This window comes from Chitinophaga sp. HK235 (assembly GCF_018255755.1).
Classification (GTDB): Bacteria; Bacteroidota; Bacteroidia; order Chitinophagales; family Chitinophagaceae; genus Chitinophaga.
Map to the genome: position 1 here is coordinate 97,328 of NZ_CP073766.1, position 15,951 is coordinate 113,278.

General features: G+C 41.6%; 7 protein-coding genes. 5 read left to right on the forward strand and 2 right to left on the reverse strand.

Features of this window, described 5'->3' with window-relative positions; translation table 11 throughout:
• Positions 1-30: 30 nt before the first annotated feature.
• Positions 31-8,376: a non-ribosomal peptide synthetase/type I polyketide synthase gene (locus tag KD145_RS00445; protein ID WP_212003967.1), complete on the reverse strand. Its 8,346-nt coding sequence runs from the start codon at positions 8,374-8,376 to the stop codon at positions 31-33.
• Positions 8,377-9,041: 665 nt separating this feature from the next.
• Positions 9,042-9,425: a hypothetical protein gene (locus tag KD145_RS00450; protein WP_212003968.1), complete on the reverse strand. Its 384-nt coding sequence runs from the start codon at positions 9,423-9,425 to the stop codon at positions 9,042-9,044.
• Between the two features lie 936 nt (positions 9,426-10,361).
• On the opposite strand from KD145_RS00450, the gene KD145_RS00455 reads away from it, so the two are divergent.
• The 5 genes from KD145_RS00455 (at position 10,362) to KD145_RS00475 (ending at position 15,810) form a co-directional block, all read left to right on the forward strand.
• Positions 10,362-11,432 (forward strand): glycosyl hydrolase, encoded by a 1,071-nt coding sequence (locus KD145_RS00455; protein ID WP_212003969.1) that lies wholly within the window; start codon positions 10,362-10,364, stop codon positions 11,430-11,432.
• A gap of 541 nt (positions 11,433-11,973) precedes the next feature.
• Positions 11,974-12,282 carry an RNA-binding protein gene (locus KD145_RS00460; protein ID WP_149695632.1) on the forward strand — a complete coding sequence of 103 codons (309 nt, stop codon included), beginning with the start codon at positions 11,974-11,976 and terminating at the stop codon, positions 12,280-12,282.
• A 391-nt stretch (positions 12,283-12,673) separates the two neighbouring features.
• Positions 12,674-13,177, forward strand: a complete 504-nt coding sequence (locus KD145_RS00465) for a hypothetical protein (protein ID WP_212003970.1) — start codon at positions 12,674-12,676, stop codon at positions 13,175-13,177.
• A 1,560-nt stretch (positions 13,178-14,737) separates the two neighbouring features.
• Positions 14,738-15,244, forward strand: a complete 507-nt coding sequence (locus KD145_RS00470; RefSeq protein WP_212003971.1) for a UpxY family transcription antiterminator — start codon at positions 14,738-14,740, stop codon at positions 15,242-15,244.
• 152 nt (positions 15,245-15,396) lie between these two features.
• Complete coding sequence (locus tag KD145_RS00475; RefSeq protein ID WP_212003972.1) at positions 15,397-15,810, forward strand: hypothetical protein; 414 nt, start codon at positions 15,397-15,399, stop codon at positions 15,808-15,810.
• Positions 15,811-15,951: the final 141 nt, after the last annotated feature.

Genomic DNA, 15,951 nt, shown 5'->3' on the forward strand with positions numbered 1-15,951 from the left:
AACTGATCAATGAACCACAGACGTTCCTGACTATATGATAATGCGGCGGTGTTTAACCGGCAGCTGTTGTGATTCAATATATGTTGCCAGTTTCGCAACAGTAGGAAAATTAAACAGTGTTTTAATGGTCAGCTCTACTTTCAGCTGCCGGCGCAAAACGGATATCAGCATGGTACCCAGCAAAGAATGCCCTCCCGACTCAAAAAAATTATCGTAAATACCTACGCCGGATATGCCCAATATCTGCTCCCAGGCACCAATCAGAAGACGTTCCAGCTCATTTCCCGGAGGAACATGCTTGTTTCTTACAGATGCCATCTCGCCGGGGTCCGGCAATGCCTTTTTATCAATCTTTCCATTATCGGTTAATGGTAATTTATCTATTTCGATAAGTAAAGTAGGGATCATGTATCCCGGCAGCCGCATCTTCAGATAGGAAAGGACAGCTGCCTTGTCAAATTTCTCCTGTGGTACTACATAGGCAATCAGATTGCTATTATTGTTGTTATTTGTCAGATGATCCTGCCGGGCTATCACTACTGCCTCGTTAACCATACCTGATGCCTGCAGCGCACTTTCTATCTCGCCGGGTTCTATGCGATAACCATGTATCTTTACCTGATCATCAAAACGACCAAGATATTCGATAACGCCTTCCGACAACCACCTTCCCCGATCACCGGTACGGTACATCCGCATAGTCGATTCCGGATAAAATGGGTCCTTGATAAACCTTTCCGCTGTGAGTGACGGACGATTCAGATAACCACGAGACACCCCAATACCTGTTACGCAAATTTCCCCGCCCACCCCTACAGGACATAATTGCAGCGATTCATCCAATATGTATATTTTCATATTTTGAATGGGCTGGCCTAAGGGTACATTCACCCGTTCAGGTAATTCATACATGGCATAATGGCAGATGTTATCTGAAGCTTCTGTTGGCCCATATGCATTCGCTACCGGAATCACTCTTTCAGTATGACATTTAAACCACAACTCCAGCAAATGATAACTGACTGCTTCACCGGTAACAATCAGGAAACAGAGGTCTTTCAGCAACGTCAACTTTTTTTCCCGCAGCAGAACAGCCAAATAAGAAGGAACCAGTTCCAGAATAGTAATCCGATCAAGAATCAGCGCGTCCAGAAATAACGCCGGTTGCAAAATCAGAGATTCATGATAGATGATCGTCTTACCTCCCTTTAACAAGGAAGCAAACATCTGCCATACTGAAATATCAAAAGTATATGCCGCTGTAAATGCTATTGTAGTATCTGATGTGACACTTAAGGTGGCTATCTTTGACTGTAAATGATTCAACATGCCACCATGTTCCACCATCACACCCTTAGGTTGACCTGTAGAACCGGAAGTATAAATCACATATGCCAGGTGGGAAGGTGTAACGAACACCTCAGGTGTAGTAGCTGGATGCTTGCTGAAGATATGTTTATCAGCATCCAGCAAAATAATATTGCTGGTCTCTTCTATGAATGCAAAAAGACTCTTTGTCGCAGTATCGGCTACTATTATATTCGCACCTGTATCTTCCAGGATATGTCTGATCCGATCTATCGGATGTTCGCTATCGATAGGCACATAAGCTGCACCAGCTTTTAAAATCCCCAGTATCCCGATGATCATATTCAGGGACTTTTCTATACAGATAGGCACCATTGTTTCCTCTCTGACCCCTTTAGCCCGTAAGTAGTGTGCTAATTGATCTGCGGATGCAGCAAGCTCACTATATGTGAGCTGCTGATCTTCAAACATCACTGCAACGGCATCCGGTGTGCGATATACCTGCGCCATAAATAAGTCCATCATCGTTCTGTTTGCCGGGAGCTCTCCTGAGACGTTATTGAAAGATATCAATAACTGCTCCTGCTCCTTCGGACTCAACATGGATAACCGGCCAATCTGTTCTTCAGGTGATTTTACAACAGCATACAATAACAGCTTAAAATGTTGGCATAATTGCACAATAGTATCTTCATCAAACAAATCTTTATCGTACTCCACACTTCCGTATAACCCTGCTTTAGTCTCATAAAGCGAGAACATCAAATCAAATTTGGCAGCGGTATAAGTCAGCATTTCTCTGGACAACCGTACCCCTCCCAACTCAAATACAGAGATATCCGGCTGTTCATGCAACTCAAACCTAACCTGAAATAAAGGATTCCGACCCAGGTCTCTTTTTGTTATTATCTGATCTACTACCTTTGCAAAAGGTACATCATGATGCTCAAATGCATCCAATGTTGTTTGTCTTACCTGCTTCAGCAACTGCGTAAACAAAATATCATTCTTCAGTTCATTCCGTATAGCCAGGGTGTTTACGAAATAACCGATAAGTTCTTCTACGCCCTCTTTCATTCTTGTTACAACTGAAGTACCAATACAAATATCTCCCTGACCACTATAGCGGTACAACAACACATTAAATACAGACAGAAGGGTCATGTATAAGGTTGCCCCATGCTGTTTGCCCAGATTTCGCAAACCGTCTGTCAGTTCGAGGTCAATATTGTAAGTAAAAGCTGCTCCCTGAATGCCCGGAACAGCTGGCCGTGGATGATCGGTAAGCAGGTTTAGCGGAATAACCCCTTCCAGCTTATTTTTCCAATAAACCATTTTATTATTCAATACTTCTTCTGATAGGGACTCCCGTTGCCATATCGCATAATCTGCATACTGCATATTTAGAGAAGGTAATTGAGGAGTGCGCGATTCCATGTACGCGGTATAAAACTCAACCAGCTCGCGGTAAAGAATATCAACAGACCAACCATCAGAAGCAATGTGATGTATCGTTAATACCAACATATGCTCCATCTCAGAAAGGTGAATCAGCTGTGCACGCAGCATATAATCTTTTGACAGATCAAAAGGGGTGCTTACTAATTTGATGAGATACGTTTCCAATGTTTGGGAATGCATCTCATAAAAAGTACGATCATTTATTTCCAATTCCCATTGGTCGGCTGCCAATACCTTCTGAAACAGCGTTTCATCCTCAAATGTGTATACTGTTCTCAACACCTCGTGCCGATTAACAATCTGCCGCAATGCATATCTTAAAGCCGGCACCTGAATCACCCCTTCCACCCTGTAAAGGAGGTATTCATGATAGGCAACTGATCCTTCTAACTGATCAATAAACCACAAACTTTCCTGCTCAAAGGATAATGGGATATGTAAGGGCCTTGACTGCTGCCAGGTGATAGGAGATAAGCTGCTTTCTGATGAAAAAATTTCGTCTTTGGGATTTCTCTCTTCCATTGGGTGATGGCCATTCTCCGGAATGTTTTTCATCTCGCCGGATGCAACTGTTTCAATTGCACCAGGTACGCTCCTTACGCTATCAAGTTGTAGGGCCAGCAGCTTGAATTGCTGCGTCATACTGACCAGAATCTGCTGCCGCATATTTTCCATTTGCTCCTGTATTACTGCTGACACTACAGTAACTACACTATTCAGATCTGAGGCCGCGGCCGGAGCTTGTATAACATCACTTGTTGCCGGTATCGGATCAGTTTTTTCAGGAGTCGTCTGAACTGTTTTATGCGCTTCAATATATGTTGCCAGTTTATCAAGCGTCGTCAGTGCTTCGAATAGTTGGGGGATGGTGAATTTCACCTTATACTTTTTCTCTATGCTTGTTACCATACGGATCAAAGTAAGAGAATTGGCGCCCAGCAATAGTATATCCCTATGTATGTCAATCTCTGCAGCAGGAATTTTCAAGAGTTCACCCAATGCCCCGCGGAGATACGCTAAGGTATCCATACGGCTGTCTGCAGTCTGATCCCTGGTATCCGTTATCTCCTTAATTTTTACCGGAGATGTTATTGCTACCTGTGTATTTTCTACCTGTTGTATCCAATATCGCTGGCGTTGAAATGGATATACAGGTAATGTTACCTTCTGGCATAGACATTCCGCATAAAACTCCTCCCAATTCACAGAGATACCTTTTACATGTAAGGCCATTAAGCTTTGTAACATAGTACTCCAGGATGATACACCATGTTCTAAACTGGTTAACAGGCTATCTTCCGGATACTCCAGCGTCATCTGTGCCAAAGGCAAGAGCGCAGGATGCGGCCCTAATTCCATCAGCATATCTCCGCCCTGCTCTGTTATAGTAGTGAGGCTTCTATAAAACTGTACAGGAGCCGTAATATGTTCACACCAATAATCCGGACTGGCTATAGTCGGGTTGGCCAGCATCCCGGTGACACTTGAGATCAGATCAATTACAGGTTGATGAAACTTAATCCCGGCGGCAACTTCCCTGAATTCATCCAACATGGGCTCCATAGGAGCGGAGTGGGTTGTTCCCCGTTCTTTAATCGATTGCGTTAATTGGGCCCTTGCAGCAATCAGTATCAATCCATCTTCCAGACTGAACACACCGGCAATGCATGCAGCCGCATATTCCCCAATGCCATGCCCTACTACTACAGATGGAGATACGCCCCAGGATTTCAATACAGCTGCCAGACCACAGGAAATAGCAAATACGGCCGGCTGCGCGAACATGGTTTGTTGTAAAATTTTATCTCTTTCAGCGCCATCCGTCTCATAAAATATTTTTACCAACTGAATGTTCCAACGGGTTTTCAGAAAAGCATCACATTGATCTATTACATTTTTAAACACCGGATTATGTTCATATAATTCTTTCCCCGTATTCCAGTTTTCGATCCCCTGCCCAGTAAACAGCCATACCAGTTTCCCTTTCGATGCCTGGGCAACCCCAGACCTTATTTCATTTGTTATACCGTTTACATAATCAAGCAGGTATTTTCCGGCTGCTTGTTTGGAAGTTGCTTGTAATGCCAGCCGGTGCTGGAATACATCACGGGTTATTGCTGCACTATAAGCTATATCCCGCCAATCAGCGGAGTTATTATTACAAAAGCGAATATATTGCTGTGCCAATGCTTCCAGTGCTGCGGGTGTTTTAGCAGATAAGAGCAAAGGATAAGAAGGATACACGACCTGTCGTTGCTGCGCCTCCACACCATTGCTTACATCGGGTGCCTGCTCCACGATAACGTGTACGTTGGTCCCGCTCAATCCAAATGCACTCACAGCAGCTCTCCTTTTTACAGCAACGGGCCAATCCACCAGTCTATCGACTACTTTAACAGCCATTTCATTCCAGGGTATAAATTTATTGGGAACCTCATAATGCAAACTGGCCGGTATTTCTCCATGTTGTAAGCAAAGCACCGTTTTGATAAACCCGGCTACACCTCCCGCTGCTTCCAGATGCCCGATATTTGATTTAACAGCCCCTATCAATAATGGCTTGTCTTTCGTACTGGCATCTCCATATACAGCCTGTAAAGCCTGTACTTCAACAGGATCACCCAGACGGGTACCTGTTCCATGCGTTTCCACATATTGCACAGTGTCTGCACCAACGGAAGCATCTCTCAATGCTTTTTCGATCAGTTGCTGCTGCATGGTACCATTCGGCGCTGTAAGTCCGTTACTTAGCCCATCGTGGTTAACTGCCGAACCTTTGATCACCGCAAGGATATTATCACCATCTGCCAATGCATCCCTCAATCGCTTCATTACAACTATACCACAACCTTCTCCTCTCACGTATCCATCTGCGCTGTCATCAAATGATTTACATAAGCCGGTGGGAGAAAGTGCTTTCATCTGACATAGCTTAACGGTAGTATCAGGTGTCAGCATCAGGTTTACCCCGCCTGCCAGGGCCAGAGAGCACTCTCTGCGTATAAGGCTTAACCTGGCTTGGTGGATGCAGAGCAGAGAGGAGGAACAAGCAGTATCCAATTGCATTACCGGGCCATGAAAATCGAATGTATAAGCGATCCTGCCAGCAGCGATACTTCTTTCAACGCCGAGGCTGTCCATGTCTTCACCAAAAGAATGCTCCCTGTTATCATGAATGATCGTTTCATAATCATCCGATCCCATGCCAATAAAAATCCCGCTATCACTACCTCTCAGCTTTAATGCTGAAAATCCTCCATGCTCCAGTGCTTCCCAGCATATTTCGAGTAACAGCCGTTGCTGCGGGTCCATATAAGCAGCTTCCTTCGGCGAGATACCAAAAAACATCGGATCAAACTTATCCACCTGCCTCAGAAAGCCACCGTGCTGAGTATACATCTTTCCGGAGGTTATCTCCTCCGTGGCAGAATAGGCTGCTACATCCCAACGATCTTCCGGGGTAACGGTAATGGCACTACGCTGTTCTTTTAAAAATGTCCAGAATGCTTCCGGGGTATTAATATCTCCGGGGAAACGACACCCAATACCCACTATTGCAATACTGTCGTTATCATCACCCTCGCTATGACGCAGCTCAGATTCTTTCTTTGCATCATTACCTATGCCCGAAAGATATGCTGATAAGGTAGCCGGGGTAGGGAAATTATAAATAATGGTTTTCTCAACCGTAGTGCCCAGCAACACTTCCAAATCAGCTGCCAGGACAACTACATGCATGGAAGTCATACCATACGCAGAAAATGGCTTGTCCACCACCAGATCTGTTGCTGTAAGATTAAAACGCTGTTGTAACCATTCACATAACCATTGCTCAATTGTATCTTTAGACGGGGTAGAAGGAGCAGACAGCGGAGAAACTTTATCAGTACCCCTATGCACCTCCTCAATTGTGTTGATAATAGTTGTATAAGCGCCTTTTACAAAGGATTCCGCCAATAAATACCGTTTCACTTTTCCGCTGGTGGTTTTTGGTATTTTTCTCACCGGTACGACCTGTTTTATTTCCAGGCCCAAACGTGCTGCAATAAATCCTTTTATAGCATCGGCAAGAGGTATGAATGCCTCTACTGAGGCTTTGTGCACCACAAAGATGACAATAGCCTCTACTCCAGTTTCTTTGTCCGGTATACCACAAGCCACCACTTTTCCCGTATCGATACCTTCTAATTGTTCTAATGTATTTTCTATATCATGCGGATATACATTTGCACCATTTACAAAGATGATATCCTTTACTCTTCCTGCGACATACAAACACCCTTCCCACATGAATCCTGTATCACCTGTGTTCAACCATCCATCCTTACTGATGGAAGCGTCTGTAGCCGCTGCATTGTTATAATATTTTCGGGTTACACTATCCCCTTTGACCCGGATAAGCCCCATATAACCCTCCGGCAATATATTGTCCTGCTCATCATAGATCCTGATATCCATACCGGTGATGGGTTCTCCCACATTTACCAGCTCAAGTGTACTTTCCGAAGGCATGGGCTGTACGCTGTCATGTGTTATTACACAGTTGCCCAGGGTCAACATTTTTCTATTCACAAGAATAGTTTTCAACAAAGGAAAAGAACGCTTGAAGGTCACCTTCAGTGTGGCTTCTGCTAATCCATATCCTGTCCGTATTGCATCAGGATGAAGACCACATCTCTTCATAGTATCTGTAAAACGGCGACATAAAGCTGCTGATATGGGTTCTGCACCATTATTAATGATACGCAGGCAAGACAGGTCCAGGTCGCTCGCTTTATGCTCGCTGAATTGATTCAGGTAGTATTTATAACCAAAGTTGGGAGAACCTGTTATCGTGACGCGATGAGTTGATATCTTTTGCAACCATACTAAAGGAGCCCTTATAAACAAATCCGTGGGCATAATATATTGTTGTATGCCTATATAGAGCGGATATAGATGAAAGCAGATCAGACCCATATCATGTGTTAACGGCATCCAGCTCAGCGTACTATCTTTCTCATTCCACCCGTTCGTCAATAAAGAGCCGCGTATATTGGCGATCACATTGGCATGGGTCAATGTTACTCCTTTAGGATCGCCTGTAGAACCAGAAGAGAACTGCAGGAATGCAATCATATCCGCAGTTACAGGATATATCTTTCCTTCTCTACCTGCATGCTTCATATCTTCCGTAAAAAGCACACGATCAAAATGTTCTTCGAAATTCCTGTCTGTATTCTTTTGTCCGCATAGTTTTTCATAATGTGGACGGTTAGTGACGAGGAATGGATGATTTAAAAATGCGCTTATCCTGGTTAATTTCGTTACGTTCTCTGTATGGTAGGCAACAGAAGCCGGGACTGGTACAATAGCACTTAATATACAGGCCCAGAAAATCTGTAGAAAGGTTTTATTATCTTCCACCTGTAACACTAGTTCATCACCAGAGTGCAGCCCCTGCTCCTGCAAATAATGCATCCAGGACAAGGCATCTGCATAAAGTTGGCCGTATGAAAGGAACTCTTCCTGGTTGCCTCTTCCGATAAAAGTTATCCCTTTATCTTTAACATCTTTGAGCCTTATCAACATTGCTGACAGTGTTGCAGGAGTATCTTGTTTCTTCATAAAATAAACGCGTTAACAAAGGGTTTTACAATAGTTTTTCTCGCGAGGGTAATAGCATACGATAACATCAGGCATGTGCTATGGTAACCGGCTTTAAAGGGAATCATATGTGAGCCAGACATGATTCTTCCTGAATGAATATTATCCAGGTAAGTAACTGAATAAGGTTACATTACGATAATTAACAAACACGGACTTTCCATGTATACATACGTATATCACGTTACAAAACTTCAAATATTAATTGATCAATAAACCCCGACAGTCATTGCATGGCTCTGCCGTCACTCAGCTACAGAGTAGATACTTTCATCGGGAAAAAAGGAAAAGCACAAATCACTAGATTCAGTGCAGAAGAAAAAGGGTTAATAAATCTATGTAGAAAAGTTAAAAAAAACTAACAATTCTTTTTACTAACTGCAAATACTAATCGATGTGTTCAGTAAATTCATTAAGGATTTTTAAACTTAAACATATTTCTTTTAAAAGATAAGGTTCCTTGTTAGTATTTTAAAAATAATATTATCCTATGCAGTATATCCACAGTGATAAGAAAATTTATGAAGAAGAGTGAAAGGACGATTGAGTAATAGGCTATCGGGGCAGCCTATATTCCACCTGATAAATGGAAAAATAAGACCTGTAGTAGTATTAAATAAATCTCACTACACCAATGTAGCAACGCTTTGTAAAAATGCAGTTACCAATTTATGTGGATGCTCTGTTGTAGAATTATCCTGTGGAACAAAAAGTGTTGCTATAAAAAAGCGGTGCTTATTGAGTTCCAGGATTCTCGCTTCTTTTGACGCATCGGTTCCTACCACCTTAAAGCCACGACTGTCAAGCAAATCCTGGTATTCAGGATTGAGTCCGAAGTTGCAGTAGTATTTTTCTTTTATCTGGTCTGTGCCAAATATCCGGGAAGTTTGAGACTGCTTGTCAGTGAGATTAATTTCAAGTGTTTGCCCTGCCAGGGAACAGCTTAGAATAAACCTGTATTTTTTAAAAAGAATATTTTCATGAGGACTAAGAAATTCCACAAAAGGCATGAAATTTCTTAGTGGATACCTATTTTACGGTAAAGGATGATGTTATCAACGTTGGGGATTTTAGCATGATCAAACCCGCTTTTATAGACATGGTAGCTACTGCAAATATTCATCTTTCTTGCCATCAGGTTTTGGAGAAAAACCTCCAATCTTTCATGACAGACACACGTACATACCTATATTATATAACTTACCCGGTATCAGTAGTAGCTGCTTCGATCACCTTCCACTAGCGGGCACGAAAAGGCTTGTAAGTTTATGCTTGCAAGCCTTTTTTCTTTCCAGCAGTGTCACCCAAAAGACACTCAGCCTACACAGTTGATTAACATTTTCAGGCTTAACACAGATGCAAGAAAAACAGGCGTACCCTGGAAATAGCCTCAGTAAACACCTATATCCTGACCATCACTACCAGCGACGGAAAAAATTCAACCAGTGTTTCATCCACCAATTTAACAGGTACAGGAGGTGTGTGGGCTGTCCAGTTGTTCCATGATACACGGGATCCATCAGGTGCAGTCACTTCAAATCCGGCAAATTGCCAGTCGCCGTAATAATGATTATTACGGAAGATATTATCTGGCTTGCTATATAAAAATAATTAGTCAGCTTTTTATAAGGCACTGCGAGAACAGCTGACGTTGTTCTTCCCAACTACAGACATTTAAAATGCTTATCGCATTTGCAAAGACATTAGATTGTTTGGTGGTGATTCAAATAAGACATTAAATAATAATTGACAATTGCGTTACTATTACCAGGAGTAAGGAACCAATAAAATGAAAGATTTTAAGTAGGGAGTTTTTTTAAGGAGATAATAACAGAAGCGTTTGCATAATTTTTCTGATACTATAGGAATAAGGCCTTTTTTGCTGTTTTATTATCAAAAACCATCAAAGACCAATTTCACTTTCTATCCGGAATAAAACAAATCGAATGAACAAAAAAACGCTGCTAAAAAGAACAGGATTTGTTTTTTTAATCCCCCTGGCATTTCTGCAATGCAAAAGGGAACTGTCGTCGCCATCTGCACAACAATCGAATAAGCAACAATGGATAAACGATTATTTTAAGGAATTATCCTCTTCCAACTATACCAACATCTATGCGGTAAGCTGGTGGCATGAAAACTTTGACGGTTCTTTTTTAACTATTAACTCCAGTGAAGCGGCCCTTCAGCAATACCAAACTGAAGTGGGCAATAGCCTTTTTGCAGAACAATGTTCTTTTGTAAACGGTAAATTAACCTTCCAGGCAGGTAAGATCTATCACGCGGCCTTTCCCAATTTTGGAGGTACTGAAGATCAGGTATTGGACAACAATATTACAAATTTTGAGGTACTGGCGAAAAGAAAAATAGCCTGGGCTTATTTTTCCAATAATTGGGTACATGGCATTGTATTTCCACAAAGAGAGGTTGATATCATTAAGAACGCTGGAAAAGTTCCCTTTATACGAATGATGCCCCGGAGCCGGTTCGAAGCCAATAAACCCGATCCTCAATGGCATTTAATTGATATCATTCACGGACAGTTTGATACTTCTTTGAAAGACTGGGCAAGGGCTGCAAAAAACTGCGGCACCAATCTCCTGGTGGAATTTGGCGCAGAAGTGAACTGCAGCTGCTTCCCGTGGAATGGCAGTTACAATGGGGGAGGGATGCTCAATGGATATGGTGACCCTAACTATCCAGATGGTCCGGAGATTTACCGGGATGCATTCCGCCATATCATTGATCTTTTTAAGCAAGAGCAGGTAACTAATATAACCTGGTTTTTTCATGTAGATGCTTCCGGCTCACCGAATGAATGGTGGAATGAAGCCCGGTATTATTACCCGGGAGATAATTATATCGATTGGATAGGTGTGAGTACCTATGGCCCTCAGAAAAAAACCGATAGTTATACCAGACCAAAGGACTTGCTGGATGGTGCCTATAGGATGTTGCAATCAGTATCAGCCAACAAACCTTACGCCGTTGTAGAACTGGGCGTCACGGAATGGTAAATATTTTACATAACTGCTTTAAGGTCAATGAAAATTGGTTCGATAGCCTTCCACTAGTGGGCACAAGATTGCGGGAATTAGATCGACTTTAAAGAAGGTTGGTCGAATTGCTTATGATAATGCTGATCTTTAATGTGCTGTGGATGCTTTTATTCAAATTGTAACTCCTAAATCCATAGTAAAGGATGCATTATCGAATATTCATTATCTCTATTGTTGATCTTATAATCCCAGCCGGTGTTGTTGCTTATAGCTGATATGGTGCCCGGGCCGGTTTACGAATTATCCGGACTTCCGCTGTAATTCCGGAGGTAATGGCCGGTTAAATTCATATGAAAGACCTGGGGAGCATTAGGTTCCGGTCATGGGGGCTATTTTAGTAGTTGTCTGATATCCCCCATAAATTAATCCTGTAATATCCAATTTATTGCCCTACCTTTAACAAGGTTACATTTGGTTTCTTCTGATTTAGTTTGGGCTTCTTTTTTCTTCCTTAGCCCCTGTTTTTCAGTAGTATATGTGTTGAATTAAAATTATATTTGTGAATATTTTTGTAGGTAATATAAGTGACAGAACAACTGAAGATGAGATATGGTCTTTATTTGACCCATTTGGAGTTGTATATAGTATTAATGTGGCTTATGATAAGTACAGTGGCCGTTCTAAAGGCTTTGCATTCGTTGAAATGCCAGACGATTCCAATGCAGTACAGGCAATTAAGGAACTGAATAATTCAGTAGTTGCTGGCCAGACAATAGTAGTGTATGAGGCTCGTCCAAAACCTGAAAGACCAGAAAATAATCGTTTCTCCAGATCCGGCCCAAGGCCTGGATTTAGACCCAGATACTAATAGTTTGATGTTTTAAAACGTCAATTACCTTTATCTGTTAAGAGAGCAGAAGAGCAAAGCCGCAAAATACGTTAAGTAGTTTGTAGCTTTGCTCTTGCTTTGCTATGTACCGGATATTCGCTTTTTTAAGTGATTCAATATTTTGGTAGCTTTATATGTTTTTCTGTATCCCTATATTAGGGAATAACTCTGTAGTGAACAATAATTGTCTATGAAATACTTTTTTAGCCCGTGGTTTATTCTGTATCCTGGTAGGTCTTAATGGAAATGCGCAATACATCAGCCAGCTTGAAAAGCTGATCCCACTTACCCCCAAAGCGGGGGAAATGGAGCAGTATGGAAAACTTACAGTGAATAGCTCCAAAGGAATACCCGATATAACTATAAAAAGATGATGAAAAAATTATTGATACTATTAACGATTGTTACTTTTATCAATTGCGAACATATTGAATCCCCAATATCCTTTTCAGCATTAGATATTACATACTCAAGTGGATGGAGTAAAAATTATTCTGTTAAAATAACCAATACAGGGGATGTTGTGATGCAGCGGGGAAGAGGCCGTAAGCTATTTTATAAAGGCCAGCTGAACCAGCAGGAGCTGAGAAAGCTGGATAGTTTATATAGCACCATTCCATTTGAAAAGTACGATAGCGCTTATATTGATGAGGATGGATTTGACCTTGCATCCTATAAAATAATAACATCAGGGAATAAATCTACCGGCGTGTATGTGTATGGGACCCGGAAAGTGCCACCTGCATTGAGAAATCTGATGGAATACATACAGGGTATTGAAAGAAACATCAAACTCGCTCCTGCTGATACGGTTGTATCTTTCAGAAGTGAAAAAGATTTCTATCCACCTTCCCCTCCATTGAAGAGTAATTGAAAATTTCCCAAACGATAGTTCCCGGACACATTACCATACAATCTTGGTGACTCGGGGTGTTAGTTTGGTAACTGAGTGTCGTCTGATTCTATTCTATTTCATTTTGCATAATTGATTTAAAATCAATAAAAATTGGTTCGATAACCTTCCACTACTGGGCACTAAAGTGGACAAATCGGGATTTATCTTGGTTTGTCCACTTTTATTTTAGAGGAGACCCACGTCCAGCGAGTATATTAGCTTAACGGCTTGGTTAGATGAGAAACAAATTTTTGACTTGAACAAAGCAAAATTAGAGTTGCCAGGGAATGCTTTTTTAGCAGAATCATTATTTAGTCAAGGTTTTGAAATAAGGCCAGTAGCCCGCGAAGGGCTGCACATCATCACGAAAATGTGACCGGACGCAAACCTGCGATACTTGTATAAAGGTCCCCGCCGTCAGGGGCATGGCCGGCCACGGCAATATGAAGATAAAATTGACTGTAATAATATTGATAACGTAAGGCCAGGAAATTTACAGCAGATGAAAATGTGGTTTACTATAGCAGTATCGTATATGCTATAGCGTTAAAACATTAGGTGCGGATATTATTGATCGCAAGATAGGCAGGTACGATATTCTTTTGTCAACAGAGCAGTCATTGGCCCCGACTACGATTGTAAAATATTATAGGTTACGATTCCAGGTGGAATTTTTAATCTGCGATGCAAAGCAACCTGCCGGATTGGATGATTACCAGGCCAGGGATCAGGTAAAACCAGCCTTTCACTATAATATGGCTTTAAGTGCTGTTAGTGTTACCAAAACTGTATTCTGGCTCAGGCATCGGGACAAAGATAGACCCGTGAGAAGAAAAAGCGTGAACGACGTTGTGGCGTATATAATATAATGAAAAGCATATAGCCGTTGAAGTGCCCCCCAAGAGTCAAATGCTTTTGGGGATATTTTTGTGGATAAAATAATGGAGTGCCCCTGTGCCGCAGTGGGAATCGTATACAAATCGCAGTGTCATCTTTTTTTGATATACCATTATTAATGGAATTGGCAGACGCTGTTATTTTTTTACTATTGAAAATGATATTTCGTTAGATGATTTTTTATCATCAATGTATAATGTTAGGATATCATCCATTGTCAATACATATTTTACGGTTTTTGTTTTCAGCTTTCCGGTGAAAATCCCGCTGGTGGACTGCAGCAGGCTGGCAGTGTGAAGTGGAAGCTGCGTTAAGAAAACGTTTTGTTTGCTGTTGAGTACGATAAAAACGTTTGGTGGTTCAATTAAAATTTCTATATTCGTATATATCTGTTAGAGTAGATATATGCCAATTGACATTCTTTGAACCCTTATAAGTAAGTGAATTGTTAGCTCAGTTGTTTTTGCTTGAGTGTGTGCCAGTGTTGATTTCTTACGGAAGATATGTCGCTTTGGTTTGTTCTATTGAGACCCTTATTTGGAACTTCTGCTCACTTTTTTTTGCGGCCTTTTTTTCTTATTGCTGATAAGGTGTTACTTACAGTAGCGATAGCTTTTTTTGGTCATATAAAATTGATAAGTAATGACGAAGTTTGTCCCCGCGTGGTATCTGCTGTACACAAAACCTAAACATGAGCGAAAGGTGGCAGAGCAATTGGATAGAAAAAACATTTCGCTTTACCTGCCGATGATGAAGGTGGCAAGAAAGTGGCATGATCGCACAAAAATTATCGATATGCCGATGTTTCCTTCCTACATTTTCGTGAAGCTGCACAACCTGGAAGATTATTTTTATGCCCTTCACTGCGATGGCACTGTCCGTTATGTAACAGACTGCAAAAGCAGCGCCCGTGTGAGAGAAGAGGTAATCGAAAATCTCAGACTGGTAGTTGACAGAGGGATCGATATCGAGGTTTATCCGGATAACTTTAACGCCGGCCAGCGCTGTATGATCAACGAAGGTATCTTCGGCGGTATAGAGTGTGAAGTGGTAGAATATAAGAATGAACAGAAAGTGATTGTACGGATTGACCTGTTGCACCGATCAGTATTGGCTACACTACCGTGTATGTCATTAGTCCATAGTTAAGTTATTAGCTGGTATAAACACACATCTAGATAATTGACCGTCCATGATAATTGGCATTTTCAGTTAACTGCCATTGTTGATATCAAACGATTTATCATCGTTATTGCTCTAACCCATACAGCTATTTGTGAATCCCTTTTAATTATATGATTATGGATGCTAAGAGCAGGCAGTTTTTTTTATCCTATATCCTGGAAAATAGAATCACAGACGTGGTGAAAATCAATAATGATTGTCTTCATCTTTTGGGAACGGAACTTCCCATAAAGGTGAATGAGACAGGCAGCATTGTGAGTATCAGGAATAGCCAGCTGGATCAACCCCTTTCAGCGCGGCTTACCTACGAGCTATGGAGCCTGAGTTACCTGAATGCCTGTCTGATGCATGCCAGAGAGGACGGAAGTGGCATTATACTGCAACTCCGGATTAATGCCATTGAATTATTGGTAGAAACACTGGCGCAACTCGAAGATGAAATAACCGGGAATGACATTATTGCTATCATAGAAGATGTTGCCAACGGTAGAATGTCTATTAAGAATGAGTTGAGCAAAGTCGCTCATTAGAAAATTTCTTTCATATGCCTTCAAACACTGTCAAATCGCTTACAGAACGGTGAGCGATCGAATGCTCTCTTCGGCAGTCCACCACTGCTATATATCCCTCGCTTGCTATCTTTTATAACCGTTAAAGTAAATTTCACTATA